This window comes from Martinezella sp. CNPSo 3732 (assembly GCF_057784515.1).
In genome coordinates this window covers 423077-448904 of record NZ_JBXSOO010000002.1, presented here as the reverse complement: position 1 = coordinate 448904, position 25828 = coordinate 423077, and the positions used below count along the sequence as shown (strand labels likewise).

Here is a 25828-nt window from a genome sequence, read left to right as displayed (position 1 = left end):
AATCAATATTTCGATGACACTCAAAATCATACCGAACGCCGATCTCGAACGGGAAATCTCTACTGATGCCGATCTCAGCCTATGGAAATCCCTAGGGGATGATCCGGCTTTCGAGATCAGATTTTTGCCCATGCGAAAGAAACTGGTCGTTATCTATGTAGCCGCGACCGACGAGCCCCTAGATCCCAAGTTCTATATTAATCGCGGCTATGGCTTCCGAGAGAAGGATACGGTCTCGCTTCCGGAAGGGCATCGTTTCGTCATTACCGCCGATATCGGTTCGGCCGGCTCCATTTGCGCCCTGCGTGCCGATCCGGCAAGCTTCCCGACGACATTCCAGTTCGCCGCCAAGAGCTTTGCGTCAAAAAAATCGGCCGAAGCATATATTGCGACCCTTCTTGAACCGGATGGACGGACCAAGCGTGTCGATCTCGGCAAGCTCCCGCAATATTGGATGAAATTGCCCAGGCTTCGCTTCGGGCGACGCGCCGCAAGCCTGACCGTGCAATATGCCGACGCCAGCTATGGGCTTGCCTCCGCACTGGAGAGGGCACCAATATCCGCAACGGCCGGAGCCTGGCTGAGCGTCGTCGTCCCGGTCTACAATGCGCCGCCCCGCTATCTGGACGACCTCGTCAAATCTTTCGAAGAACAGGGCGAAACAGGCACCGAGCTCATCCTGAGCGATGATGGCTCGACGTCGCCGGAAACGCGGCAATGGTATCAGAGCCGGCAATCGAAAGACGATATCCGCTTTGTGCTGAATGAGCGCAACGGCGGCATCGCGGCCGCTACCAATGCGGGTCTCTCCCAAGCACGGGGACAATGGATCGCTTTTCTCGATCATGACGATGTTATCGCACCGCATGCCTTCAAGCTTATCCGGCATACGCTGGAGCAAAATCCGGGCGCGAATTTCCTCTATACGGACGAACTGGTGGTCGACGACATCTTGAAGCCGACGGGCGTCATGCTGAAGCCGGCCTATGATTCCGTGCTGCTGACGGGCGTCAATTACATCAACCATTTTTCCATCTACCGCCATGATCGCCTTCGCAAGATCGGCTATCTCCGCATGGGCTACGACGGCTCGCAGGATTACGATCTGCTGCTGCGTTATCTGGAGGGCATCCCGGAGGAGAGCATCCTCCACCTGCCCTACCCGGCATATTGGTGGCGTCGCAATGGCAAGACCTTTTCCCGCAAGTTCATGGAGGCCGCCACCACGAACGCCAGAAAGGCGCTGGTCGAACGATTCGAGCGGCTAAAGCAAACGATCGCCGTCGAGGGCGCTCTCACCACGACGCTGCACCGGATCATCTTCGAAGCCCCGCATGCGTGGCCGAAAATCTCGATCGTCATTCCGAGCAAAAACAATTTCGATCTGATTTCACGCATCCTCGGCGATCTCTTTGAAAAGACGGATTATCCGCATTTCGAAGTTTTGGTCATCGACAACGGCTCTACGGATCAACCGGTTCTCGATCTCTACGAGCGCTACCGGCGGAGCGAGCCGCGATTTTCGGCAACTATCACACCGGAAGCCTTCAACTTCTCGCGCTCGGTCAATCGCGGCCTGAGCGCAGCGACGGGGGAACACTATCTCATCCTGAATAACGACGTCGAGGTCATCGAAGCGGACTGGTTGAAGGAAATGGTCTCCTGCCTCGCCTATGACAGGACCGGCATCGTCGGCGCCAAACTGCTCTTCCCCAACGACAAGATGCAGCATGCCGGTGTAGTCATCGGTTTCGGCGGCCTTGCCGGTCACTGGTACATGAACAAGCCAAAGGAGTTCGGCGGACCGATGAACCGGCTGCATGTGCGCAACACCATGACTTGCGTGACCGGAGCAGTGATGCTGATCTCGGGTGACTGCCTACGGAAAATCGGCCTGTTCGACGAGGAGAATTTCGGGGTCGCCTATAATGACGTGGATTATTGTCTGCGGGCGCACAAGGCCGGCTATCGCATCGTCTGGACGCCGTTTGCTTGCCTTTATCACCATGAATCGCTGTCGCGCGGCTCGGACAAATCCGGTGAACGGAAGAAGCGCTTCGAGCAGGAAAAGCAGAATTTGCGCCGGCTCCACGCCACCCAGGGTTTCATCGACCGCGCGCTCAATCCAACCTATAGCCGCGATAAATCGGACCCCAGGATCGTGGTGCCGACGCGGCTGTATATCCCGTCGATGCCGTAGCGCAATTTGTCGGTGAACCGCGTCAGAGCTGGATCAGGTCCAGATCACGGCCGATCTCGCTCTTGGCGATGTCGACCACGCTTCTCTCATGGGTAAACAGGATCGTCTGGAAACGATCGGCCGTCGCGGCAAGCACCTGCAAGCCTGCGCTGACACGCTCGTCATCGAAGGTCTGGAAGATGTCGTCGACGATCAACGGCGCAGGCTCGTTGCGGGCGGAGTAATCTTCGAGGAACGCCAGCCGCAACGCGAGATAGAGCTGGTCGCCCGTCCCCTCGCTCAGACCGTCGAGCGGCACGCGTTCGCCGGCCGCACGTTCCGCCAGCAACTGCAGCGCATCGCTTTCATCATGGGCTTCGACAAGGCGGGAGAAGCGGCCACCCGTCAGCTGCGAAAACAGCTCGCCGGCACGGCTGATGACGGGATCGGCCTGCTTCTCGCGATAGGCTTCCATCGATCCTGCCAGCATGCGGGCTGCAATCTTCAGCACGACCCATTGCCGCGCGAGATCCTTTGCCTCCTGTTCGGCCGAGAGCTTCTCGAAAACCGCGTATTCGGCACTGGGGCCCATTTCCAGTGCCTGTCGTTGCCGGCGGTTCTCCGCCAGCCGTGCGGAAAGTTCGCCATGGACGGCGAACTGCCGCTGATCTTCCTCGGTCAATCGCTCGATTTCGAGATCGGCAGCAACGCGTTCGAAGCCTGCTAGCTCCGCGCGGAGTTCGTCTTCGGCCTTGCCGTCGGCCTGCAGTCGGAATCGATCACGGCTTTCGGCGAGCCGGGCGGTCAGACGCGAGCGTTCACGCAGGCGGGAGAGCAGTGCTGGCAGATCGTCGACGCCGCCGAGATCCGCAGTCAACTGGTCTAGATCGGCGGCAATGGTGGCAAGGGCAGCTTCCTGCCGCGCCACAAGCGCTTCTCCACGCTGCCGATCCTCTTCGAGACCGTCGCGCTTCTTCAGCTCGCCGCGCATGACGTTGACGTGCGTGTGCAGCGCCTCGACCGCGGCATCCGGCGACAGATGATCCAGCTCATAGCCGCTATTGGCGGCAAGGGTCGCCAACCGCCGCTCGAAATCCGCCATGTCGCGCCGCATGCCGCTGACCCGGCGCAGGCGGTTTTCGCGCTCCGCCAGGACATCGGGCAATTCTTGCCATGCCTTCAAGGCGGCATTTGCCATATCCAGCGTCGTGTCGGATGGCAGACCGAGCAGTTCTACGGCTTTGGCGAAGGCGCCACGCCAATCGGTGTGCTGTCGCTCCAAGCTCTGTTGCTGGTCGCCGAACCGGGCCAGCCTTTCACGCGCCGCACCGATCTCCCCTTCCCGCGTGCGGCTTTCGCTCCAGCGTTCGGACAGAAGGCGGAGATGCTTGCGCAGGCCTTCCGCAATCGCTGCCGGCGGAAGACGGCCACTCTTGTAGCCAGTCGCCTCGACGATATCCTGCAGAGCGGGCAAGACTCGGTCTTCCGCCAGTGCATTCTCATCGCGTTGATCGACTAAATCCCGCAAAGCCTTGCGCTCGCGTCGCAGCAGCTCCACTGCGCGGCGCCATTCTAGCATCGTCGATGGATCGAGGGCATCGACGCCGCAAGGCTCAAAAAGGGCTGCGAAGGCTGCCTGTGCATCCTTCAGTGCTTTCTCGCAACCCTTGAGCCGAACGGAAGCCTCCTCCCGCTCCCGCAGCAGGCGCGTTTGCCGCAAACGATAGTCGGCGTGGCGCGCGACACGATCCGCATCGCTGAGGGCGGCATCGGCCAGACGGTCCGCCTCGGCCACGCTGACGGCCAATCCCGCAAGAATCTTCGCTTCCGGCGTTACGCCGCCCTTCCATTTTTCCTGGATGGACGACCATTGCGCATCACGACTTTCGCGCGCGGCGATGATCTGCTCGCGCGTGACAACTGGCCCGGTACGCTCGGCGTCTGCAAGGATCCTCTCTATCTCAGCCAGCTGCTCATCATAGGTCTGCAGCTTGCCGGTGGCGTCGCGCACCTTCGATCGCGCGGCGTCGATCGCATCGCGATGTCCTGTAATCTCCGTCACTTCCGGCAGCGGTACCGAGAATAATATATCAATGTCACCGATCGGTGGCTGCAGACGTCCGGCCGTCTCGTGAAGATCGGCCTCGGTGCGGCGTATCTGGGTTTCCAACCCATCAAGGCGGGCCAAGGCGGAGAGATCACTGCCCAAAGCCTCGAGTTGGTCAATATAAGGTCTCGGATCGATCAGCCGCCCGTTAAGGCTGTCCTTCTCGAGCGCGGCCAACTGCCTGCGCTCACCGTCAGCTTGCTCGGCAAGCGACTGCATCTGCCGCGCAAGCTGCCTGCCCTGCTCCACCAATTCGGACAGGCGCGCGCGATCGATATCGCTCGGCTGCCGCCGCTCCAGCTCAGCCTCGGCAAGACCAAGACGACGGGTAAGCTGCGCGAGCGTTGTGTCGTAACCGGCAAGCTCCTGATCGACGCGCGGCAGATCGTGACGCTGGGCGCGGTAGTTGCCGGTATCGGCAAAGAGCTGCGTGATATCGGTCGACATCCGCAGTAACGCTTCATCCACCTGGATGCGCGAGAGATCCTCTTCCGCGCGCAGAACGGCTTGCCGCGCGCGTCGCAGTTCCGCTTCGCTCGCCTCTTTATCCCGCAGTCTCTGTTCTAGCTTGTCGGCAAAGCCGTCCGGTATGGCGGCAAGATCGGAAAGGCCATCGAGCGCATGAGTTTCCGCATCGATTTCTGACAGCAGAGGCTGCAGGGTCTTCAGCCGCTTAAGCCGATCCAGCGACTCGCGCGTGCCGCGCCGCTCCGCCTGCAGGCGCTCCAGTTCCGTCTCAAGTTCAGCGGCTTCGGCAAGCAGCTTCTTCCAGTCGCCGGACTTCAGCTCGTTGTCTCGCTCTGCCTTGCGGGCATCCTCGTAACGGTCGAGGGCCTGATAGAAGCCGCGGTCCTTCGAGCGCCTGGCCGCATAGATGCCGTCAGCCTCCGCTTCCAGCGACTGGCGCAGGCGTGAGAGGCCGGTCAGTCCGGACGCCGCCGAAAATAGCAGGCTGCCGATCTCGCCGCCGCTGCGCAGCATGGCGGACGCGCCCTGCCGCAATCGCTGCGAATCGAGACCGAAGGCGCGCTCGAAGACATCGCGACTGAGATTGCCGAGGAAGGGCGCAAGCGCATCTTCGGCGAGCGCCGTCTCCTTGTCGTCGGGCGCGAGAAGCGTGCCCTTGCGGCCGCGGCGGCGGCGGAAGCTTAAGCGTGCACCGTCACGCGCGCTGATGTCAGCGCCGATCCTCAAGGCTCCGGGCTCATGCAGGAAGCTTTGCTCGGCAGCGGTCGGGAAACCGAAGAGAAGATCGGAGATCGCGCTCAAAGCCGAAGATTTACCCGCCTCGTTCGGACCATAGATCACATGCAGCCGTGCATCGGGGCGAAAGTCGATCGCTCGATCGGTCAGCGCACCGTAGCGGAGAATGTCGAGGCGGGTAAAGCGCATCAGCCTGCCCCCTGCCCGCGCGTCAGCAGCAATTGCCGAGCCTCTTCGATGAGAGCATCCATGCTGTCGTCCAGTGGCCGTTCCGTCGCGCCGAGGCCGCCCGGCAGGCGCACTGCGATCTCGTCGATCAACCGGGCTGCCTCCGTCGCAATATCGGTATCGCCGGCATGGTCTGTCAGCAGCTGGCGCAGATCGAGCGCGCCGTCCGCCTCCGCCGATCTTTCCGGCGGCGGCTCCAGCCGCAGTTCGAGCTTTTCCAGCCAGATATCCTCATGCACACGATGGCAGGCAGCTTCCACCTCGTCGCGCCATTGCTGGCGGTTGGCGGCTATCGCGCCGTATAACGGTGACACACCGGAAAGCCGGACGCGCAGCGCGGTCATACGCCCCGCCATCTCATCGGCAATCGGCTGCACCGCCTGCTCCACATGGCGCAGGATCGCCGCCTGATCGTCCTCCGGTCCAACCACGATATCGACTTGCGCAAAACGCGCTTCATCGACGATCAGCCGCTCATGATCGATCCGCCCGTCTTCCACAGTCACCAGCACTGCGCCCTTGGTACCGCGCTCGCGGATATTGCGACCCTGCAGATTGCCGGGAAAAATGACGAGCGGTTCCTGCGCCACCACTTCAAAGTCGTGCACATGGCCGAGCGCCCAGTAATCATAGCCGCGCGAACGCAGGTCATCCACGGAGCACGGCGCGTAGGGCGCGTGCGGCTCGCGGCCGGTGAGCGAGGTATGGAGAATGCCGATATTGAACCAGCCGGAAACGGGCGCGGGATAGGTGATCGCCAGATTGTCGTTAGCGGAGCGTTCGGCAAAGCCTTGGCCATGCAGTGCCACCTTCAGCGCTTCCAGTCTGACGCTACCCGGCTTGCTGGTCGGAAATTCGTGGACGTTTGGCGGCAATGTGATGGTCTTGGTGATGACGCTCGCCGCATCGTGATTGCCGCGCAGCAGGTAGACCGGAATTCCCGTCCGCTCCAGCCGCGCCATCTCGCGGTTGAAGAACAGGCCGATCTTGTTGTCCTTCCAATCGCCGTCATAGACATCGCCGGCAATGACGAAGAAATCGACGCGTTTTTCGATCGCCAAGCCCACAAGGGTCGAGAACGCCTTGCGACTCGCTTCGACGAAGACCGCCGCAACGGCGGCGTCCTTCAAAGCCAGGCCCAGGAAGGGGCTGCCAAGATGGAGATCGGCGGCGTGGATGAAGCTGAAAGAGGGCATGGGCTCCAATAGCAATCAGATATGCTGTCCTTCCCTTGTACGGAAATGGAGGCGCGATGAATACCGCGCCTACGGCTTCATCCAACGGTTTCGTAAGCCGGCCAGCGCCTGCCATGTTTCTCAGTCACGCGATTGCGATCCTCGATCGCCAATGTGCGCTTGTGGCCCTGTCGGACGGCTGCTACTGCGCTATCATCTTACGAATAAAAGAGAGGAGACTTTTCATGAGACATCATGCCTTTGGACGGACGCCCTTTATCGTGACGGATGTCGGCTTCGGGGCCTGGCAGATCGGCGGCGCATGGGGCGATGTCAGCGAGGCCGACGGCCGCGCGGCGTTGAACGCCGCTCTCGATGCCGGCATGACCTTCATCGACACCGCCGACGTCTATGGCGACGGCCGCTCGGAAAAGATCATTGCCGATGTGCTGAACGCACGCGGCGGCGAGCGCCCGATGGTGGCGACGAAGGCCGGTCGACGGCTGAGCCCGCATGTCGCCGACGGCTATAACAAGGCCAATCTCGAAAGCTTCATCGACCGCAGCCTGAAGAACCTCGGCGTCGAGAGCCTCGACCTCGTCCAGCTTCACTGCCCGCCGACCGAAGTTCTCTATCGGCCCGAAGTTTTTGCCGGTCTCGACGAATTGCAGAAGGCTGGCAAGATCAAAGGATACGGCGTCAGCGTCGAGAAGGTCGAGGAAGCGCTGAAGGCGATCGAATATCCGGGCGTGCTCAGCATCCAGATCATCTACAACATCTTCCGCCAGCGTCCCGACCATCTGTTCTTCAAGGAAGCCAAGCGCAAGAACGTGGCTGTCATCGCCCGCGTGCCGCTGGCCTCCGGCCTGCTCTCCGGCAAGATCACCCGCGATACGCAATTCGCCAGCGACGACCACCGCAACTTCAATCGCCACGGCGAGGCCTTCGATGTCGGCGAGACCTTTGCGGGCGTGCCGTTCGAGGTTGGTCTCCAGGCCGTGGAGGAAGTGCGCAAGCTGGTTCCGGCCGGTGCGAGCATGGCAGCCTTTGCACTCCGCTGGATCCTGATGAACGATGCCGTCACCGTCGTCATTCCGGGTGCGCGCAATGCCGAGCAGGCTAAGGCCAACGCGGCCGCGGCCGATCTCGCTCCGCTTCCGGCCGATGTCATGGCGGCGACGCGCGAGATCTACGAGCGCCTGATCGCGCCGCATGTTCATCATCGCTGGTAACATCCATATCTGAAATACGTGGCCGGAACGAGCTTCGGCCACGATGGGCATATTGTTCCGCAGGTACAGAGACAGCATCAATATGCTGCTGCCAAGCTCGCCGCCGTTGAGGAAAGGGCCGGACAGGCCCAAGGAGGAATGCCATGAAAGTAGCGCTGGTAACGGGCGCCTCTCGCGGTCTGGGTGCGATGATCGCCTTGAAGCTTGCCGAGGCCGGCTGGGCCGTCGCCGTCAACTATGCGAGCGACACTCAGGGGGCCGAGAAGATCGTCGAGACCATTCGGCAGCGTGGTGGGCAAGCTTATGCCGCACAATTCAGCGTGATCGACAAGGACCAGCTCGTGGACGGCCTGGAAAAGATCGAGGCAGCGCTCGGACCGGTCGATCTCATCGTCAACAATGCCACAGGCCCTCAGCCCGAAATGCCGCTCATGGAGCAATCCTGGCGGACTTACCTCGACCAGCTCGAATTCTTCGTCAAGGCGCCTCTGGAGCTGCTCCAAGCTGTGCTCCCCGATTGGCGGGCGCGCAAATCCGGCCGCATAATCAATATCGGTTCCGAGATCGCTGAGCTTGGCAATCCGAATTTCGGCAATTATGCCGCCGCCAAGGGCGCGATGCTTTCGATGACGCGGTCCTGGGCAAGGGAGCTCGCGCCGGAAGGCATTACCGTCAATCTCATTGCGCCTGGATGGATACCGGTCGAGCGCCATTCCGATGCCTCGCAAGAAGCAAGGGACGGCTATCTCGCGCACACGCCGATGGCCCATTTCGGCAGGCCGGAGGATATCGCCGACGCCGTCGTCTTCCTCGCCTCGAGCAAGGCAGATTTCATCACCGGTCAGAAGCTTGCGGTCAATGGCGGCCGGACGCTGCTCTGACGTCGCCAGGCAGAAAAACGGATTCTATAACAAACGGCTCCAACCGAGATAGCGGTGCTTACCGCCATTTTACATCTTCAGCGAGCATTGCGGTTTCTGCGCACAGTCACCGAATCGAAGCATTCCCGCAGTTAGCGGCGCAAAACGATCTCACTCTTTGCGTTCCATTTTTGCGCGCACCTCGAGAAAGGCGTTTGTAAGACCCATCAAAACGGGCGATGTGACACTCCCATTTGCTCCGCCGATCGGGTCCGCAATGTGAATGTTTCTAAGATCGTTCATGAAGTCATCCCAAAGCGCCGGTCCGCCTTTCTCAAGAAGTTCGGCGCGGATGCTCAGGTCTTCGCTGGCAGGCAGATGCCGCCTACCCCAGGCGCCGATCATGGCGATCATCGGCACAAGCTGAATCGCCGGTTCCGTCAGGCTGTAAATCGCCTTCTGACTGTGGCTGGGATCGTCCAGCTTGGTGATCAAGCCGAGTGAAACAAGGCGCTTTAGGCGCGCGGCGAGTATGTTGGAGGCAATCCCCTCCTCGGAGCGATTGAGCAGTTCGCGAAAATGTCGGCGATTGCCGAACATGATGTCTCGAATGACGACCAAGCTCCAGCGATCCCCCAACACTTCCATTGTCAGGTTGATCGGGCATCCCGACCGCCGCTCGATATCCATATTCGCTTCCTTTGGTGAATCGATTGCAATGTAGAGCGAGCCATGCTAACACACAACCAGTTGCAAATTGCAATTAGATGGAGGACAGCATGTCGAAAGTTCGTGTTGCAGGATTCTCGCTCTCGATCGATGGCTTCGGGGCTGGACCGGAGCAAAGCCTGAACGACCCTTTGGGCAAGCGCGGGCCGGAATTGTTTGAGTGGTTCTTCCCGACCCAGACATTCCAGGCGATGTTCGGCAAAGAGGGTGAAACCGAGGGTGCCGATGCGAAATATGCAGCGTTGGCAAATACCGGTTTTGGTGCCTTCATCCTCGGCCGCAATATGTTCGGCCCCATCCGCGACGAATGGCCCGATGAAAACTGGAAAGGCTGGTGGGGCGACAATCCGCCCTATCACGCACCGACCTTCATCCTGACGCATTATCCGCGCGAGCCGATCGTCATGGAAGGCGGTACGACCTTTTATTTTGTCACGGACGGGATCGAGGACGCGCTCGTGCAGGCCAAGGCTGCGGCCGGGGCCAAGGATATCAAGATCGGCGGCGGTGTCAGCGCGGTGCGGCAATATCTCCAGGCGGGCTTGGTCGACGAGATACACTATGCCATTTCGCCAGTCGTGCTCGGGAGGGGCGAGGCAATGTTTGCCGGCATCGACCTGCCTTCGCTTGGCTTTCAGGTCGCCGCCCACGAGGCGACTGCGAAAGCCACGCACATCGTCTTGAAGAAGTGAGAGCCATCATATCGTTCGTCATCTGCGCGGGTTGGAGCCATCCGCTTTGACAAAGTGCGAATGTTCGCATCTCCTATCGATTGCTCAGCGCCTAATCTGCATGGGACCATAAAAAAGGGCCCGCTTTTGCGGGCCCCAATCTTGTCCACCCCGCAAGGCTAAAGCCTCGTAGCGGGTGAAACGAATTAGCTGTTGACCGAGTCCTTCAGGCCCTTGCCGGGCGTGAACTTCGGTACGTTACGGGCAGGAATATCGACCTCGGCGCCGGTGGACGGGTTACGGCCCTTGGTGGCTGCACGGTGGGAAACGGTGAAGCTGCCGAAACCAGCAAGGCGAATGTCGCCGCCCTTCTTCAGTTCGGCCTGGACAGTATCGAAAACAGCGTCGACAGCGGAAGCAGCGTCAGCCTTCGTGATACCGGCCTTCTCGGCCACTGCGGACACGAGCTCATTCTTGTTCATGTTTCCACCCCTTTCTCTGGTATGAAACGACTTATCAGTAAGCGGGGCGCAAAATAGCAATGCTCTTACCCGCCGCAACCCCAAAAGCCCTGCAAATCAAGGAAAAGCAAGCGTTGCCACACGCTTTTCACAAAAAAAGACCGGCAAAAATGCCGGTCTTTTCGTCCATTTATGTCAATTCGACAGAATTGAGGCGAAGGGGCTCAATGAGCGATGGTAGAACCCACTTCGTCGACGCCTTCGACCGTTGCGATCACAGGCGTTTCCACGGTGCCATCCCATTCGATCGGCTCGGGACGGCGGACAAGCGCGTGCTTGATCACCTCCCCCATGCGCGACACGGGGATGATTTCCATGCTGTTCTTCACGTTGTCCGGAATCTCCGCCAGATCCTTGGCGTTTTCTTCCGGGATCAGCACCTTCTTGATACCGCCGCGCAATGCTGCCAGCAGCTTTTCCTTCAGGCCGCCGATCGGCAGCACACGGCCGCGCAGCGTGATTTCACCCGTCATGGCAACATCCTTGGAAACCGGGATGCCGGTCATGATCGAGACGATCGCGGTTGCCATGGCGACACCGGCCGACGGGCCATCCTTCGGAGTCGCACCTTCCGGCACGTGCACGTGGATGTCGCTCTTGTCGAAGCGAGGTGGCTCGATGCCAAAATCGACAGCGCGCGAGCGGACGTAGGAGGCCGCCGCCGAGATCGATTCCTTCATGACTTCCTTGAGGTTGCCGGTGACCGTCATGCGGCCCTTGCCCGGCATCATCACGCCTTCGATCGTCAGCAGTTCGCCGCCGACTTCGGTCCAGGCAAGACCGGTGACAACACCGACCTGATCGTCGCGCTCGGCTTCGCCGTGGCGGAAGCGCGGCACGCCGAGATAGTCGGAAATATTCTCCGCCGTGACGGCGACCGACTTCACCTTGCCCTTGATGATCTCGGTGACCGCCTTGCGGGCGAGCTTCATCAATTCGCGCTCGAAGTTACGAACACCGGCTTCGCGGGTGTACTGCTGGCTAATCGCCATCAGGGCGCCGTCGGTGACAGAGAATTCCTCCGGCTGCAACGCATGTTCCTTGATGGCCTTCGGCAGCAGGTGCCGCTTGGCGATCTCGCGCTTCTCATCTTCCGTATAGCCGGCGATACGGATGACTTCCATGCGGTCCATCAGGGGCGCAGGGATATTCAAAGTATTCGCCGTCGTGATGAACATCACGTCCGATAGGTCATATTCGACTTCCAGGTAGTGATCCATGAAGGTCGAGTTCTGCGCCGGGTCCAGCACCTCAAGCAGGGCCGAAGACGGATCGCCGCGATAGTCCTGGCCGAGCTTGTCGATCTCGTCGAGCAGGAACAACGGGTTGGACTTCTTCGCCTTCTTCATCGACTGGATGACCTTGCCGGGCATCGAGCCGATGTAGGTGCGGCGGTGACCGCGGATCTCGGCTTCGTCGCGAACGCCGCCGAGCGCCATGCGGACATACTCACGGCCGGTCGCCTTGGCGATCGACTGAGCGAGCGAGGTCTTGCCGACGCCCGGAGGGCCGACGAGGCAGAGGATCGGGCCTTTGATCTTCGTCGCGCGAGCCTGGACGGCCAGATATTCGACGATGCGCTCCTTGACCTTTTCCAGGCCGAAATGATCCGCTTCGAGGATCTTCTCGGCATTGTTCAGGTCGGCCTTGATCTTCGACTTCTTGTGCCAGGGGATGCCCAGCAGCCAGTCGAGATAGTTGCGCACCACGGTCGCCTCAGCCGACATCGGGCTCATCTGCCTGAGCTTCTTCAGCTCGGCATCGGCCTTTTCCTTGGCTTCCTTCGACAGCTTGGTCTTGGAGATGCGCTCTTCCAGTTCGGCCATCTCGTCACGGCCTTCTTCGCCGTCGCCAAGCTCCTTCTGGATCGCCTTCATCTGTTCGTTCAGGTAATATTCGCGCTGCGTCTTCTCCATCTGGCGCTTGACGCGCGAGCGGATGCGCTTTTCGACCTGCAGAACCGAAATCTCGCCTTCCATGAAGCCGAGCGCCTTTTCCAGGCGAGCCTTGACGCTGGTGGTTTCCAGCATTTCCTGCTTTTCGGTGATCTTGATCGAAAGATGCGATGCAACGGTGTCCGCCAGCTTCGAATAATCATCGATCTGGCTGGCTGCACCGACCACTTCCGGCGAAATCTTCTTGTTGAGCTTCACATAGCTCTCGAATTCGGAAACGACGGAGCGGCTCAAAGCTTCGAGCTCGACCTGGTCTTCTTCCGGCTCATGCAGGACATGGCCAAGGGCTTCGTAGAAGTCTTCACGGCCGGTATATTCGTCGATTTCTGCGCGCGCACGGCCTTCCACCAGCACCTTGACGGTGCCGTCGGGCAGTTTCAGCAGCTGCAGGACATTCGCAACGGTGCCGACCTTGTGGATGGCGTCCGGCGCGGGATCGTCATCGCTGGCATTGATCTGGGTGACGAGCATGATCTGCTTGTCCGAACCCATGACCTCTTCCAGCGCGCGAATGGATTTCTCCCGTCCGACGAACAGAGGCACGATCATGTGGGGGAAGACCACGATGTCGCGCAACGGCAATACCGGATAGGCAATGCTGTCGTGTGCCGCAGACGTTTTCTTACTCATGTCATTTCCTTTCCGTCGTCCCGTTCCCGGGCTCTCTGCCGGCGGGGGGATTTAGCCGGCTCTCTCACTTGGTAAACAAGTGGAGCTTCACACTGCCTATTTCAAGTCACAGGAAACGCCCGCCACAAGGCAACGATCCCGCATATCCGCAAGGAGGAACGCAACAACAAAACACCAAAGCCCGACAACTCGAACGCTGCCGGCGACGTTAAGATCCGAAGAAAAACGCCGGGCCTGCGCCCCGTCCGCCTCGTGCTCCAGAATCATGCCATCATGGCTGCAGCTGGGGTTCTTCACAACCGGTTTCGACGGCATTCCCATAAGCTTATCCAAGACTTTATCAGCAAACCGTGCGATTTTTCAAACAGAAAGGGGCCCGTCGATGACGAGCCCCCGATTCGTGATCATGGATGATGGATCAGGCCGTTGCGTTGGCCTTTTCCTCCTGCCGGTCGGCATAGATGTAGAGCGGGCGGGCCGAGCCGCGAACCACTTCCTCGGAAATGACCACTTCGCGCACGCCTTCCAGCGCCGGTAGCTCGAACATGGTATCGAGGAGGATCTTCTCCATGATGGAGCGCAGACCGCGGGCACCCGTCTTGCGGACGATCGCCCTGCGAGCGATTTCGCGCAGAGCATCCTCGTGGAAGGTGAGCTCGACGTCTTCCATCTCGAACAGGCGCTGATATTGCTTCACCAGCGCGTTCTTCGGCTCGGACAGGATCTGGATCAGCGCATCCGCGTCCAGATCTTCCAGCGTCGCCAGAACGGGCAGGCGGCCGATGAATTCCGGGATGAGACCGAACTTCACCAGATCTTCCGGCTCCAGCTCGCGCAGCACTTCGCCGACGCGGCGGTCATCCGGTGCCTTGACGGTCGCGCCGAAGCCGATCGAAGTCTTCTCGCCACGGGCGGAGATGATCTTGTCGAGGCCGGCAAATGCACCGCCGCAGATGAAGAGGATGTTGGTCGTGTCCACCTGCAGGAATTCCTGCTGCGGATGCTTGCGGCCGCCCTGAGGGGGAACCGAAGCCACGGTGCCTTCCATGATCTTCAGAAGCGCCTGCTGCACGCCCTCGCCCGAGACATCGCGCGTGATCGACGGATTGTCCGACTTGCGGGAAATCTTATCGACTTCGTCGATGTAGACGATACCCCGCTGCGCGCGCTCGACGTTGTAGTCGGCGGCCTGCAGCAGCTTCAGGATGATGTTTTCGACGTCCTCGCCGACGTAGCCGGCTTCCGTCAGCGTCGTCGCATCGGCCATGGTGAACGGCACATCGATGATGCGGGCGAGCGTCTGGGCGAGATAGGTCTTGCCGCAGCCTGTCGGACCGACGAGCATGATGTTCGACTTCGCCAGCTCGACGTCACCGTTCTTCGATGCGTGAGCGAGACGCTTGTAATGGTTGTGAACGGCAACGGAGAGGATCTTCTTCGCCTGCCGCTGGCCGATGACGTATTCGTCAAGAACCTTGATGATGTCCTGCGGGGTCGGAACACCGTCACGAGACTTCACCATCGAGGATTTGTTTTCCTCGCGGATGATGTCCATGCATAGCTCGACGCACTCGTCGCAGATGAATACGGTCGGTCCGGCGATCAACTTCCGGACTTCATGCTGGCTCTTACCGCAGAACGAACAATAAAGCGTGTTCTTTGAGTCGCCGCCGTTGCTGCCGCTGACTTTGCTCATATCACTTTCCTTCCAGCACGCCGCAAATTTCCAAATTGAAATTGCGGTCCACTCTATGCGCCCGCCGGACCTGCCCCTCGTTTGCAGATCGCGGCGCCCTTCAGGGTACTGAACGCAGGCCAGGCAACCAACCCGAACTGCGTGGCAACGAATCCCCCTTCGAATGCCGAATGCTATGTCATAAAAACGCTACATAGCATTAATGCGTACTATTACCGCGTTCCGCTCCACATTAAACCCCTATTCGATCACAAATGGGATAGAACTGTGGCGTAGAAGTCACCGCCTAGTGGATAATCACGAGGCGGTTTCACCTTCTATTTCAGTACGCGACGTCAGCACCTTGTCGATCAGACCCCATTCCTTGGCCTCATCCGAGGACATGAAATGATCACGATCGAGCGTCTGCTCGACCTCTTCATAGGTCCGGCCGCAATGCTTGACGTAAACTTCATTGAGACGGCGCTTCATCTTGATGATGTCGCGCGCGTGGCGTTCGATGTCCGAAGCCTGGCCCTGGAAACCGCCCGAAGGCTGGTGAACCATGATGCGGGAATTCGGCGTTGCGAAACGCATGTCCTTGTCGCCGGCGGCCAGAAGCAGCGAACCCATGGATGCGGCCTGGCCGATGCAGAGCGTCGAAACGGCCGGCTTGATGAACTGCATCGTATCATAGATCGCCATGCCGGCGGTGACGACGCCGCCGGGCGAATTGATATAGAGCGCGATTTCCTTCTTCGGGTTTTCGGCCTCGAGGAAGAGAAGCTGGGCGCACACCAGCGTCGCCATATGGTCTTCGACCGGTCCGGTCAGGAAAATGATGCGTTCCTTCAGCAGGCGGGAATAGATATCGTAAGACCGCTCCCCGCGGTTGGTCTGCTCGACAACCATCGGCACCAGAGCCATAGCTGTATCGACTGGATTTCTCATGTGCGTCCTTTATCAAACTTGCCCCGGCGATGGAGACGCCGGGAATCGGAGTAAAAATCCTTTACTCCTACATAGAGTGTCCCTGCCCTGCACTTCAAGACGCCCGAAAGCATAACGTCAAAAAGCACTCATACCCCACGAAGCGTTCATACAGCATTTCTAACCACGGCTCCTCGAATGCCAAGGTGCCGCAGCGACGCATCGTCCGCTACCCACTACAATTCGCGGCCGCAAGGTGAAGGAAGCATGAAGGTCCGTACCCGGCCGGGTGGCGATCTCCACCACAGGCAAAATTTACCAACTCATTTAAGGAACTTGCCATCTTATTGGGCAAGGATGAGCCGATCGCGGAAATCGTCGTGCTGCTTGCGCCGACGGACCAAAACAGCGGAGACGTCCGATCGTGCTGAATATGACCACAGGCCTCACCATCTGGTGTTCGGAAGCCATCACCCTGGCGACCGTTCTCCTTCTTGCCTGGCGGCACGACCGCAAGTCCCCCGCCTATCTCATCTGGGCTCTGGGTTTCACGGTCAGCGCGGCGGGATTCGCCTTGGTGGCAGCTCGCGGCGTCATCCCTGACATCTGGTCGATCCAGATCGGCAATGCCGTCGGGCTGCTTGGCGAAAGCGCCTGGATCGCCGGCTTCCGCATAATGGACAAACGCAAGCTGGAATGGTCGGCATTCCTGCCCCCCATGCTCTGGCTGATTGGCGCCAGCCTGCCCTGGGTCACCGATGATTTCGTCAATCGCATCATCGTCTATGATCTCGCGGGCGCCGTCGGCGCGACCCTGCTCGCCTTTGCCGTTCAGCCGGCCGATGGGCGGCGCGAACCGGCGCGCGGGCAGCTGGGCATCGTCTTCGTGACACTCGCCTGCTTCTGCTTCGGCTCGGCTCTCTGGATGGTGTTGGTGGCCCCGCCATTGGAACAGGCCATGATCTATCGTGGCTACATGGCACTCGGCTATGCACTGCTCATCATCGTCGCCATCGTTCTCAATGGGAAGCTTCTCATGGAACGCGCCGAGCGCCGTTGGCGGGCGATTTCCATCACCGATACGTTGACGGGAGTTCTGAACCGGCGCGGGCTTCAGGAAAGCTACGATATTCTCGTCGGGAAAGACCAGCAGGAGCCGCCAAAGCTTGCCGCCCTATTGTTCGATCTCGACCATTTCAAGAAGATCAACGATCGTCATGGCCATCAGGCAGGCGATGCGGTTCTGGTCGAGTTTGCCCGCATTGCCCGCCAGTTCGTGCCACGTAGCGGCGCATTCGGGAGAATGGGCGGTGAGGAATTCGTCGCCTTCGTTCCGATAGACGATCAAGCGCAGGCGGAAGCGCTGGCGGAAACCATCCGCGCCGATTTCTGCCGGGTGCCGCTGCTTGCCGGCCGCTCGCTGGTGCCGGCGACGGTCAGCGTCGGCGTCGCGATCATGCCGCGCGACACCGTCAGCTGGGACCGGCTTGTCTCCTTTGCAGACCGCGCACTTTATGCCGCCAAGCGCGCAGGCCGCAACTGCACCATCGTCTTCAATGAAATGGAGACCGCCAGAGAGCCAGACGCGACGACCGCAGCGGATGAAGGTGAGCTGGTGCCGACGCTCGACGACCAGATCCACGCCTTGCGGCGCATGGGCACGCTCGCCAGGATGTAATCGGCTCATCCGGCATATCCCATTCGATAGGCCTTAGCTTGATCAAATCATACGACAGCCCAACAAGGCGGCCATTCTCAAACGCAAAAGGCGCGCCTGAACAGCGCGCCTTGGCAAATTGTGCGGCAATGTCCAGCCGTATCAGCCGTAACGACCGGTGATGTAGTCTTCCGTGCGCTTGACCTTCGGCGCCTGAAAGATCTGCTCGGTTGCGCCATATTCGATCAGTTCGCCGAGATACATGAAAGCGGTGCTGTCGGAGATACGGCTTGCCTGCTGCATATTGTGCGTGACGATAACGATGGTGAAGTCGCCCTTCAACTGCGACACCAGTTCCTCGACCTTGGCGGTCGAGATGGGGTCCAGAGCCGAGGTCGGCTCGTCGAGCAGCAGGACTTCGGGACGAATGGCGATGGCGCGAGCGATGCAGAGGCGCTGCTGCTGGCCGCCGGAAAGGCCAAGTCCGCTCTGGTGCAGCTTGTCCTTGACTTCGCTCCACAGCGCCGTTTCCGTCAGCGCCGCTTCGACGCGTGCGTCCATTTCCGACTTGGAGACCTTCTCATAAAGGCGGATGCCGAAAGCGACGTTCTCGTAGATCGACATCGGGAACGGCGTCGGCTTCTGGAACACCATGCCGACCTTGGCGCGCAAATCGTTCAGATCGACGTCCTTGGTGAGAATATTGCGGCCATCCAGCAGGATCTCGCCCGCAACCGTCTGGCCCGGATAGAGATCATACATGCGGTTGAAGGTGCGCAGCAGCGTGGATTTGCCGCAACCCGAAGGGCCGATGAAGGCGGTGACCGCATTCTTGCGGATATTCATGTTCACGCTCTTCAGAACGCGGTGGCCGTTCTGATAGGTGAAATCGAGGTTCTTCACCTCAAGTTTCGCCAGGCCGAGATCCGACTGGGAAGCGGCGTCCTTCCCCTGCTGTGCGTTGACGCTCTGGAATTTGCTGTCGCTCATGTTCATGGTCTCATTCCTATCGTTCGGCGGCTGCGTCACTGGCGGCGCCCACTCAAGACACGGGCAAGGATGTTAAGCGCAAGGATGGCAACGGTGATGATCAACGCGCCGGCCCAGGCCAGCTGTTTGAGATCCTCGCCGGCATCGGCAGCGAGCGTATTGATCGCAACTGGCAATGTGGCGATCGGACCGGTCAGGTCTGTATTCATGAATTTGCTGTAACCGGCCGTAAAGAGCAATGGCGCGGTTTCGCCGCTGATGCGGGCGACGGCCAGCAGGATGCCGGTGAGAATGCCGGTCCAGGCGGAACGGTAAACCACCATCATCATGGATTTCCAGCGCGGAGCGCCGAGCGCTGCGGTCGCTTCACGAAGCGCGTTTGGTACCAGCAACAGCATGTCCTGTGTCGTGCGGTTGACGACCGGAAGCGCGATCAGCGCCAGCGCAAGGATGCCCGCGATAGCGGAATTGCCGTGCATAGGCACGACCACGGCGCCGTAGACGAACACGCCGATGATGATCGAGGGCGCGGACAGCAAGATGTCGTTGAGGAACTTGGCAGCCTCGGCAAGTTTGCTGCCGTTGGCATATTCCACAAGATAGGTGGCGGCAAGAATGCCGATCGGTGCGGCGATCACGATGGCTAGGCCCGTGACCAGCACGGTGCCGTAGATCGCGTTGATCAGACCGCCGCGCGACCCCTGGGCCGGGATCGACATGGTGAACACGTCGAGGCTCAGCGCCGATATGCCGCGATAAAGCAGGGTCGCAAGGATCACGCTGAGAAAGAAGATGCCGAGGATGGCCGCGATGAAGCACAAGACCATCATCACCCGGTTCTTCCCATAACGCCTCGACACGAGGTTCTGACGAATTGCATTGTCCATGGTTTTTTCCTCAGTGCGAGTCGCCGCGGCCGATCATCCATCTCGCCAGCGCGAGCACGCAGAAGGACAGGACGAACAGGAGCAGGCCGAGCGCAATCAGGCTCGACAATTGCAGACCGTCGGCATCGCCGAAATTGTTCGCGATTTGGGCGGAAATGGTGGTGGACGGCGAGATGATCGACGATTGCAGGCGGCTCACCGATCCGATGACGAAGGTGACGGCCATGGTTTCGCCAAGCGCGCGGCCAAGGCCAAGCATGATGCCGCCGACGAGGCCGCGGCGCGTGTAGGGGATCAGGATGTGGCGGGCCACTTCCCATGTCGTCATGCCCATGCCGTAGGCGGATTCACGCAGCATCGGCGGCACGGTGCTGAACACGTCGCGGGAGATCGCGGTGATGAAGGGTAGGATCATGACGGCGAGCACGAGGCTTGCCGTCAGCAGGCCGACGCCCGGTGCTGGCGGCTGGAACAGCAGGCCGATTACCGGCACCTGGCCGACCGTCGCCATCAGGAAAGGCAGGATATTGTTCTGCATCAGCGGCACGAGAATGAACAGGCCGACGATGCCATAGATAATGGAGGGAACGCCCGCCAGAAGCTCGATGGCCGTACTGATCGGACGGCGCAGGCTGCCGGGGCAAAGTTCCGTGAGGAAGATGGCGATGCCGATGCCGAGGGGAACGGCAATCAACATGGCGATGAACGAACTTACGAGTGTGCCGACCACGGCAGGGACGGCGCCATAAATATCGGCCGGCGCGCTCCACTTGGTACCCCAAAGGAACGACAAGCCAAAGGTCTGAAATGTGGGCAAGGCATCGATGACAAGAACCACGAGGATGGCCAGCAGCAGAAGCACGACAAGAATAGCCGAGCCAAGCGTCATCAAATAGAAAATCCGGTCCTGAATCCGAAACTTTCTGGTCGCGGCTGAGGTATTCACAGCCTGGAAGCCAGCCATCTGAGTCGCGTCAGCCATCGATTTCCCCTTGTCCTGTCACGAAAGGCGGACAGGGCAATACCCTGTCCGCCGCAACTTTCTCGCCTAACACAAATTACTTCGTGCCGAAGTCCGTCTTCCAGGACTTCTCGACGATCTCGACAACATTGTCCGGTACCGCAAGATACGACAGGGCGGTCGCGTCCTTCTGGCCATGCTCATAGGACCACTTGAAGAACTTCAGTGCCTCTTCGTTCTTAGCAGCATCGGCCGGCTTCTTATAGAGCAGAACCCAGGTCGAAGCGGCAATCGGCCAGCTCTTTTCACCCGGCTGATTGGTGATGATCAGGTTGAAGTTCTTGGCCTTGGCCCAATCGGCATTGGAAGCGGCAGCCTTGAAGGTCTCGAGGCTCGGCTCGATAACCTTGCCGGCAGCGTTCTTCATCTTCGCGAAACCGATGTGGTTGGCGACGACGTAGGAATATTCAACGTAGGAGATCGAACCAGCCGTCTGGTTGACGGTGGTGGAAACGCCTTCCGAACCTTTGGCGCCGAAGCCAACAGGCCATTCAACGGCCGTGTTCGAGCCAACCTTTTCCTTCCACTCCGGCGAAACCTTCGACAGGTAGTCGGTGAAGTTGAAGGTCGTGCCCGAGCTGTCGGCGCGGTAAACGACCGAGATTGCCGTGGACGGCAGCTTTACATCGGGGTTGAGCGCCTTGATGGCTGCATCGTCCCACTTGGCGATCTTGCCGAGGAAGATGTCGGCCAGCGTCTTGCCGTCAAGAACGAGTTCGCCCGGCTTTACGCCTTCAACGTTATAGGAAACGACGATACCGCCGGAGATCATCGGGAACTGGGCAATGCCGTTCTTCTCGAGGTCGGCGTCGCTCATCGGCTTGTCCGAAGCGCCGAATACGATGGTCTTGTCGAGGAGCTGCTTGATGCCGGCGCCCGAACCGACCGACTGATAGTTGACGACATTGTTCGTCGCAGCCTTGTAGCCTTCAGCCCACTTGGACAGAACCGGTGCGATGAAGCTCGAGCCGGCGCCCGTGATGTCGGCAGCGGAGGCCGAAACGGACATAGCCGCGATGAAGCCTGCAGTCAGGCAAAGCGAACGAAATTTTTGATTCAACATGATTGAACTCACTTCCCAGAGTGACGAAAGGATGGCGAGCAGGAGCTAAGCACGAAGTATCCCATCGGTTAGGAACCCCACCTCGACCTCCCGGCGACAGTGATGGCTCTAATGCCGCATTGTTTCAGTTTGATGACAGTTTAATGAAGCAGCGGTGACACAACCTGCAGCAAGCATAGTGACCGTTGCCGAGCTACAGGAAAAGGCTCGCATCCTTTCATAAAGCAAGGCGATCTTCATGTTTTGAATCAAGGCCATACTCAAAGGCGGATTACATAGTCCTTGCGAGTCGTTTCAATAACTTCCCACGTCCCCTTGAAACCCGGCTTCAAGATCATGCGGTCGCCTGCGCGCAGATGAAACGTCTCGCCGTCATCGGCTGTCACAATGGAATAGCCGAAGAGAATGTTGAAATACTCCCACTCGTCATAGGCGATCTTCCACTTCCCTGGTGTCGCCTCCCATATGCCAGCGTAAAGGCCGCCTTCGGTCTCATCGAGACTCCAGGTTCGGAAGGTTGGGGCTCCCGAAATGAGACGGTCCGCTGCGGGCGCGCCCGTTTCCGGTTCAACGCCGCCGATGTCCACTGCCAGATAGGTCGTCACGAATGTCTCCTGTCTATTGCCTCATGTGGCTCTCCGCGAGCTCAAGGACATGCGAACCCGGAACGCACATCATCCTAACCTGCCGCCCGATATCAAGGGCCACCTTTCAGGGAAACGTCAGAAAACAATGCCCTAGTGCGCTTCGTTAATTTGGCTCGACCATCTCGATCGGGCCGAAATCGTAATCGCGGTTCAGAAGGAGCCAGCATGTATGAACTAGATGCCGTTATAACAGAGTGGATCAATGGCATAGCCGGAAACCCGACAGTCGACCGCCTGATGATCCTAATCTCGGCATACGGCGTTCCCTTGTTGATCGCTCTTGTCGCTATCCAATGGTGGGTCGGAGAACGTCGATCGGAAACCCGACACGCACTCGTTGCTGCGGGCCTGACATTCGTCGTCAGTCTCGGTATCAACCAGGTCATCCTGCTTTTTGTCAGCCGCCTTCGCCCGTATGATGCCGGGGTCACCAAGCTACTTGTAGATCGCAGCAATGACCCGTCCTTTCCCTCTGACCACGCGACGGCCGCGTTCGCAATCGCCGCCGCATTTACGCTTCAACGCATGCCGGGGCGGAGCCTCTTCTTCCTACTCGGCGCGATCCTCGTATCCGTCTCGCGAGTCTATGTCGGCACGCATTATGTCACTGACGTCATGGGCGGGGTACTTACCGCCTTTTTCGCGGCGATCCTGGTCAAGACGCTCTATCGACCTGAAACCCGGCTGGATCGCTTTGTAACCGGCATCCTATAGGGTCAGTTTGAAGAGACCCATGAGAATTGTCGAGGCCATATCTGCGAGCGCCGCGTTTTCAAGGTTTTTTCGGCGATCGACTCAATACAACCTAATAAAAAGCGTTCTCAAGGGTATGTGAGGAACCACATCAGACTTTCGCCAGCGCCTGCTCCAGATCGGCGATGATATCCTTGACGTCCTCGATACCGATGGACAGACGCACCACATCCGGACCGGCGCCGGCCGCGACCTTCTGCTCGTCGGTCAACTGCTTGTGGGTCGTCGAGGCAGGATGGATGACGAGCGAACGCGTGTCGCCGATATTGGCAAGATGCGAGAAGAGCTCCAGGCCTTCGACCAACCCCTTGCCGGCTTCATAGCCACCCTTCAGTCCGAAGGTGAAGACAGAACCGGCGCCCTTCGGCGAGTAACGCTGCTGTAGGGCGTGGTTCGGATCGTCCTCCAGGCCAGAATAGTTGATCCATGCCACTTTCTCCTGCGCCTTCAACCAGCGTGCAACGGCAGCCGCATTGTCGGAGTGGCGCTGCATGCGCAGCGGCAGCGTTTCGATGCCGGTCAGGATCAGAAAGGCATTGAACGGCGAGATGGCCGGGCCGAGATCGCGCAGGCCCAGCACGCGGCAGGCAATGGCGAAAGCGAAATTGCCGAAGGTCGCATGCAGAACGATGCCGTTATATTCCGGACGCGGTGAAGACAGCATGGGATAATTGCCGGAGGCGGACCAGTCGAAAGTGCCGCCGTCGACGATGATGCCACCCATGGAATTGCCGTGGCCGCCGAGGAACTTCGTCAGCGAGTGCACGACGATATCGGCGCCATGCTCCAACGGCCGGATGAGATAGGGGCTGGCCAGGGTATTGTCGACGATCAGTGGCAGGCCATGCTTGTGTGCGATGGCTGCGATCGCGGCGATATCGACGAAGGTGCCGCCGGGATTGGCAAGGCTTTCGATAAAGACGGCGCGGGTGCGACTGTCGATCTGCGCTTCGAAGGTAGCAGGGTCGGCGGAATCGGCCCAACGGACCCGCCAGTCGAAATTCTTGAAAGATTGCCCGAACTGATTGACCGAGCCACCATAGAGCCGCTTGGCCGCGACGAAATTGTCACCCGGCTGCATGATGGCATGGAAGATGAGGAGCTGCGCCGCATGACCGGAGGCGACGGCGAGAGCCGCAGTGCCGCCTTCAAGGGCCGCCACCCGCTCTTCCAGCACGGCCTGCGTCGGGTTCATGATACGGGTATAGATATTGCCGAACTGCTGCAATCCGAACAGAGCGGCTGCATGATCCGCATCCTGAAAGACGAAGGATGTCGTCTGGTAGATCGGCGTCGCGCGTGCACCTGTCGCCGGGTCCGGCTGCGCGCCGGCGTGGATCGCAAGCGTGTCGAAACCTGGGTTGCTGGTTGGCATAACTTTCCTCCCGCCGGATCTTGTTCGTAACGGGAAAAGCATAACGCCTGGCACATGAAAGTTAACCGCGAACTTTGCCGTGCTTCTCGGCTCGCAGAAAAAACTTGCCATCTTTCAGTGAGATCGCGCGATAAACGGCCGAATGCAGCCGTCATGCGCGATCTCGGTCAAGCGACCAGGCGCGGATACTCAATAGCCGGGCAGCGGTCCATGACGACCCTTACCCCTGCGGCTTCGGCTCTTGCCGCGGCGGCGTCGTCACGCACGCCAAGCTGACCCCAAATGACCGGGGGCCGCGGCTCGATCATGATCGTCTCCTCTACGACCGATCGGAGATATTCGGGCGCCCGAAAAACATCGACCATGTCCACAGGCTCGGGAATGTCGGCCAAGCGTGCATAGACCCATTGCCCCAGAATTTCCTTACCGGCCTGTCCGGGATTGATGGGGATGACGCGATATCCCCTGTTCAGGAGATAGGCCATCACACCGTTGCTCGGGCGCGCGGGATTGGGCGAAGCGCCGACGAGCGCGATGGTCCTTACGGACAAGAGGATATCGGCTATATAGGAATCGTCATAACTATCGTGGTTCATCACGAAGCCTCCCACCTCGATCACACTTGCGTTTTGTCACAAATATGGAAACCGCAATGGCGGTCTCCGCGTATATATATTGTATTATAACAACTTCAGGGAGGATTACTCAGATGAAAAATTTCATCCTGCTGGGCCTGCTCGTCACTTCGGCCGCGACGCCGGCATTGGCGATTTCGCGATATAATTCCATGTCCATGACCTGCGCCGAGGCCAGGGCGGTCATCAATCGGGAGCGCGCTGTCATCATGCGTTATCCGGCCAGACGAACACCGAACATGACGCTCTATGATCGCTATGTCGCCGACAGCGGCGCCTGCGACATGGGCTTTTATGCCTATCAGGATTATCTTCCCACGAAGGATCGCGCTTCCTGTCCGGTCTACATATGCCGGCCGGCAACCGATCTCGATGACGATGATTTGATTTTCCGACGCTGATCGCGATAGATTACGGCTTGATATGGCGGACGGCTCACGAGTTCGATACGACCATTGATTGTCGCAGGCACGGTGCATCTTCGGCACTGTGGCCGTGCACGAGCATTTATACGCCTGCGTTCAAGCCCTTCCCAAAGCGCTTTCATAAATTTTTCCGAAGCCACAGGGTTGCGTTCTCAGGAAATGCAATCTTTGTTCGCTATTTATTCGCATATAAATTAGAAACTTCGCATGGACAGTCAATTCCAACGAGAACCGAATGCGAACGCGGAACATATGCTATTTCATTATTTTTTCCACAGAA

21 protein-coding genes are annotated in these 25828 nt (G+C 59.3%); 7 read left to right on the top strand and 14 right to left on the bottom strand.

Annotated features, from left to right (window positions below; genetic code table 11):
* Window positions 1-13: 13 nt before the first annotated feature.
* On the top strand, window positions 14-2200 hold the full coding sequence (locus AC13RM_RS07035; RefSeq protein ID WP_440478851.1) for a glycosyltransferase family 2 protein: 2187 nt from the start codon (window positions 14-16) through the stop codon (window positions 2198-2200).
* Window positions 2201-2222: 22 nt separating this feature from the next.
* On the opposite strand, the gene AC13RM_RS07030 is transcribed toward AC13RM_RS07035, so the two are convergent.
* Window positions 2223-5678, bottom strand: a complete 3456-nt coding sequence (locus tag AC13RM_RS07030) for an ATP-binding protein (protein ID WP_488554730.1) — start codon at window positions 5676-5678, stop codon at window positions 2223-2225.
* On the bottom strand, window positions 5678-6913 hold the full coding sequence (locus AC13RM_RS07025) for a metallophosphoesterase family protein (protein WP_285174124.1): 1236 nt from the start codon (window positions 6911-6913) through the stop codon (window positions 5678-5680). The genes AC13RM_RS07030 and AC13RM_RS07025 overlap by 1 nt, the downstream gene beginning before the upstream one ends.
* Window positions 6914-7137: 224 nt before the next feature.
* On the opposite strand from AC13RM_RS07025, the gene AC13RM_RS07020 reads away from it, so the two are divergent.
* Both AC13RM_RS07020 and AC13RM_RS07015 read left to right on the top strand, forming a co-directional pair.
* Window positions 7138-8124, top strand: coding sequence for an aldo/keto reductase (locus tag AC13RM_RS07020; RefSeq protein WP_285174123.1), 987 nt, complete (start codon window positions 7138-7140; stop codon window positions 8122-8124).
* A gap of 143 nt (window positions 8125-8267) precedes the next feature.
* On the top strand, window positions 8268-9005 hold the full coding sequence (locus AC13RM_RS07015) for an SDR family oxidoreductase (protein WP_285174122.1): 738 nt from the start codon (window positions 8268-8270) through the stop codon (window positions 9003-9005).
* Between the two features lie 150 nt (window positions 9006-9155).
* On the opposite strand, the gene AC13RM_RS07010 is transcribed toward AC13RM_RS07015, so the two are convergent.
* The gene (locus AC13RM_RS07010) at window positions 9156-9674 is read right to left on the bottom strand and encodes a winged helix-turn-helix transcriptional regulator (RefSeq protein WP_285174121.1); all 519 of its coding nucleotides are present in this window, start codon (window positions 9672-9674) and stop codon (window positions 9156-9158) included.
* A gap of 89 nt (window positions 9675-9763) precedes the next feature.
* Between AC13RM_RS07010 and AC13RM_RS07005 the strand changes: the two genes are divergently transcribed.
* On the top strand, window positions 9764-10405 hold the full coding sequence (locus AC13RM_RS07005) for a dihydrofolate reductase family protein (RefSeq protein ID WP_285174120.1): 642 nt from the start codon (window positions 9764-9766) through the stop codon (window positions 10403-10405).
* A gap of 185 nt (window positions 10406-10590) precedes the next feature.
* Here the strand turns inward: AC13RM_RS07005 and hupB are convergent, their stop codons facing one another.
* The 4 genes from hupB to clpP all read right to left on the bottom strand — a co-directional run bounded on the left by hupB (window position 10591) and on the right by clpP (window position 16116).
* Window positions 10591-10866 carry a DNA-binding protein HupB gene (gene hupB / locus AC13RM_RS07000; RefSeq protein ID WP_015339480.1) on the bottom strand — a complete coding sequence of 92 codons (276 nt, stop codon included), beginning with the start codon at window positions 10864-10866 and terminating at the stop codon, window positions 10591-10593.
* A gap of 203 nt (window positions 10867-11069) precedes the next feature.
* Window positions 11070-13490 carry an endopeptidase La gene (lon, locus tag AC13RM_RS06995; protein ID WP_112337550.1) on the bottom strand — a complete coding sequence of 807 codons (2421 nt, stop codon included), beginning with the start codon at window positions 13488-13490 and terminating at the stop codon, window positions 11070-11072.
* Window positions 13491-13908: 418 nt separating this feature from the next.
* On the bottom strand, window positions 13909-15186 hold the full coding sequence (clpX, locus tag AC13RM_RS06990; RefSeq protein ID WP_015339478.1) for an ATP-dependent Clp protease ATP-binding subunit ClpX: 1278 nt from the start codon (window positions 15184-15186) through the stop codon (window positions 13909-13911).
* A gap of 297 nt (window positions 15187-15483) precedes the next feature.
* On the bottom strand, window positions 15484-16116 hold the full coding sequence (clpP, locus tag AC13RM_RS06985; protein WP_015339477.1) for an ATP-dependent Clp endopeptidase proteolytic subunit ClpP: 633 nt from the start codon (window positions 16114-16116) through the stop codon (window positions 15484-15486).
* A 412-nt stretch (window positions 16117-16528) separates the two neighbouring features.
* Here clpP and AC13RM_RS06980 point away from each other — a divergent pair, with 412 nt between their 5' ends.
* Window positions 16529-17773, top strand: coding sequence for a GGDEF domain-containing protein (locus AC13RM_RS06980; RefSeq protein ID WP_374817068.1), 1245 nt, complete (start codon window positions 16529-16531; stop codon window positions 17771-17773).
* A 141-nt stretch (window positions 17774-17914) separates the two neighbouring features.
* Here AC13RM_RS06980 and pstB read toward each other — a convergent pair whose 3' ends face one another.
* The 5 genes from pstB to AC13RM_RS06955 all read right to left on the bottom strand — a co-directional run bounded on the left by pstB (window position 17915) and on the right by AC13RM_RS06955 (window position 22318).
* The gene (gene pstB, locus AC13RM_RS06975) at window positions 17915-18748 is read right to left on the bottom strand and encodes a phosphate ABC transporter ATP-binding protein PstB (protein WP_374816873.1); all 834 of its coding nucleotides are present in this window, start codon (window positions 18746-18748) and stop codon (window positions 17915-17917) included.
* A gap of 29 nt (window positions 18749-18777) precedes the next feature.
* A complete protein-coding gene (gene pstA / locus AC13RM_RS06970; RefSeq protein ID WP_374816872.1) occupies window positions 18778-19629 on the bottom strand; it encodes a phosphate ABC transporter permease PstA in 852 nt (283 codons plus the stop codon).
* A gap of 10 nt (window positions 19630-19639) precedes the next feature.
* Window positions 19640-20611 carry a phosphate ABC transporter permease subunit PstC gene (gene pstC, locus AC13RM_RS06965; RefSeq protein WP_113229636.1) on the bottom strand — a complete coding sequence of 324 codons (972 nt, stop codon included), beginning with the start codon at window positions 20609-20611 and terminating at the stop codon, window positions 19640-19642.
* A gap of 76 nt (window positions 20612-20687) precedes the next feature.
* Window positions 20688-21659, bottom strand: a complete 972-nt coding sequence (gene pstS, locus AC13RM_RS06960; protein WP_374817066.1) for a phosphate ABC transporter substrate-binding protein PstS — start codon at window positions 21657-21659, stop codon at window positions 20688-20690.
* A gap of 314 nt (window positions 21660-21973) precedes the next feature.
* On the bottom strand, window positions 21974-22318 hold the full coding sequence (locus tag AC13RM_RS06955) for a cupin domain-containing protein (protein WP_488554729.1): 345 nt from the start codon (window positions 22316-22318) through the stop codon (window positions 21974-21976).
* 207 nt (window positions 22319-22525) lie between these two features.
* Here AC13RM_RS06955 and AC13RM_RS06950 point away from each other — a divergent pair, with 207 nt between their 5' ends.
* Window positions 22526-23074 carry a phosphatase PAP2 family protein gene (locus AC13RM_RS06950; protein ID WP_285174113.1) on the top strand — a complete coding sequence of 183 codons (549 nt, stop codon included), beginning with the start codon at window positions 22526-22528 and terminating at the stop codon, window positions 23072-23074.
* A gap of 130 nt (window positions 23075-23204) precedes the next feature.
* On the opposite strand, the gene AC13RM_RS06945 is transcribed toward AC13RM_RS06950, so the two are convergent.
* On the bottom strand, window positions 23205-24488 hold the full coding sequence (locus AC13RM_RS06945) for an O-acetylhomoserine aminocarboxypropyltransferase (protein ID WP_285174111.1): 1284 nt from the start codon (window positions 24486-24488) through the stop codon (window positions 23205-23207).
* Window positions 24489-24655: 167 nt separating this feature from the next.
* Window positions 24656-25084 carry a CoA-binding protein gene (locus AC13RM_RS06940; RefSeq protein ID WP_015339469.1) on the bottom strand — a complete coding sequence of 143 codons (429 nt, stop codon included), beginning with the start codon at window positions 25082-25084 and terminating at the stop codon, window positions 24656-24658.
* 113 nt (window positions 25085-25197) lie between these two features.
* On the opposite strand from AC13RM_RS06940, the gene AC13RM_RS06935 reads away from it, so the two are divergent.
* Window positions 25198-25524: a hypothetical protein gene (locus AC13RM_RS06935; protein WP_095434485.1), complete on the top strand. Its 327-nt coding sequence runs from the start codon at window positions 25198-25200 to the stop codon at window positions 25522-25524.
* Window positions 25525-25828: the final 304 nt, after the last annotated feature.

Coding starts and splice junctions, on each gene's coding strand:
- AC13RM_RS07035 (WP_440478851.1), top strand. CDS start 14: ATGACACTCAAAATCATACCGAACGCCGATCTCGAACGGGAAATCTCT.
- AC13RM_RS07030 (WP_488554730.1), bottom strand. CDS start 5,678: ATGCGCTTTACCCGCCTCGACATTCTCCGCTACGGTGCGCTGACCGAT.
- AC13RM_RS07025 (WP_285174124.1), bottom strand. CDS start 6,913: ATGCCCTCTTTCAGCTTCATCCACGCCGCCGATCTCCATCTTGGCAGC.
- AC13RM_RS07020 (WP_285174123.1), top strand. CDS start 7,138: ATGAGACATCATGCCTTTGGACGGACGCCCTTTATCGTGACGGATGTC.
- AC13RM_RS07015 (WP_285174122.1), top strand. CDS start 8,268: ATGAAAGTAGCGCTGGTAACGGGCGCCTCTCGCGGTCTGGGTGCGATG.
- AC13RM_RS07010 (WP_285174121.1), bottom strand. CDS start 9,674: ATGGATATCGAGCGGCGGTCGGGATGCCCGATCAACCTGACAATGGAA.
- AC13RM_RS07005 (WP_285174120.1), top strand. CDS start 9,764: ATGTCGAAAGTTCGTGTTGCAGGATTCTCGCTCTCGATCGATGGCTTC.
- hupB (WP_015339480.1), bottom strand. CDS start 10,866: ATGAACAAGAATGAGCTCGTGTCCGCAGTGGCCGAGAAGGCCGGTATC.
- lon (WP_112337550.1), bottom strand. CDS start 13,490: ATGAGTAAGAAAACGTCTGCGGCACACGACAGCATTGCCTATCCGGTA.
- clpX (WP_015339478.1), bottom strand. CDS start 15,186: ATGAGCAAAGTCAGCGGCAGCAACGGCGGCGACTCAAAGAACACGCTT.
- clpP (WP_015339477.1), bottom strand. CDS start 16,116: ATGAGAAATCCAGTCGATACAGCTATGGCTCTGGTGCCGATGGTTGTC.
- AC13RM_RS06980 (WP_374817068.1), top strand. CDS start 16,529: ATGACCACAGGCCTCACCATCTGGTGTTCGGAAGCCATCACCCTGGCG.
- pstB (WP_374816873.1), bottom strand. CDS start 18,748: ATGAACATGAGCGACAGCAAATTCCAGAGCGTCAACGCACAGCAGGGG.
- pstA (WP_374816872.1), bottom strand. CDS start 19,629: ATGGACAATGCAATTCGTCAGAACCTCGTGTCGAGGCGTTATGGGAAG.
- pstC (WP_113229636.1), bottom strand. CDS start 20,611: ATGGCTGACGCGACTCAGATGGCTGGCTTCCAGGCTGTGAATACCTCA.
- pstS (WP_374817066.1), bottom strand. CDS start 21,659: ATGTCCGTTTCGGCCTCCGCTGCCGACATCACGGGCGCCGGCTCGAGC.
- AC13RM_RS06950 (WP_285174113.1), top strand. CDS start 22,526: ATGTATGAACTAGATGCCGTTATAACAGAGTGGATCAATGGCATAGCC.
- AC13RM_RS06945 (WP_285174111.1), bottom strand. CDS start 24,488: ATGCCAACCAGCAACCCAGGTTTCGACACGCTTGCGATCCACGCCGGC.
- AC13RM_RS06940 (WP_015339469.1), bottom strand. CDS start 25,084: ATGAACCACGATAGTTATGACGATTCCTATATAGCCGATATCCTCTTG.
- AC13RM_RS06935 (WP_095434485.1), top strand. CDS start 25,198: ATGAAAAATTTCATCCTGCTGGGCCTGCTCGTCACTTCGGCCGCGACG.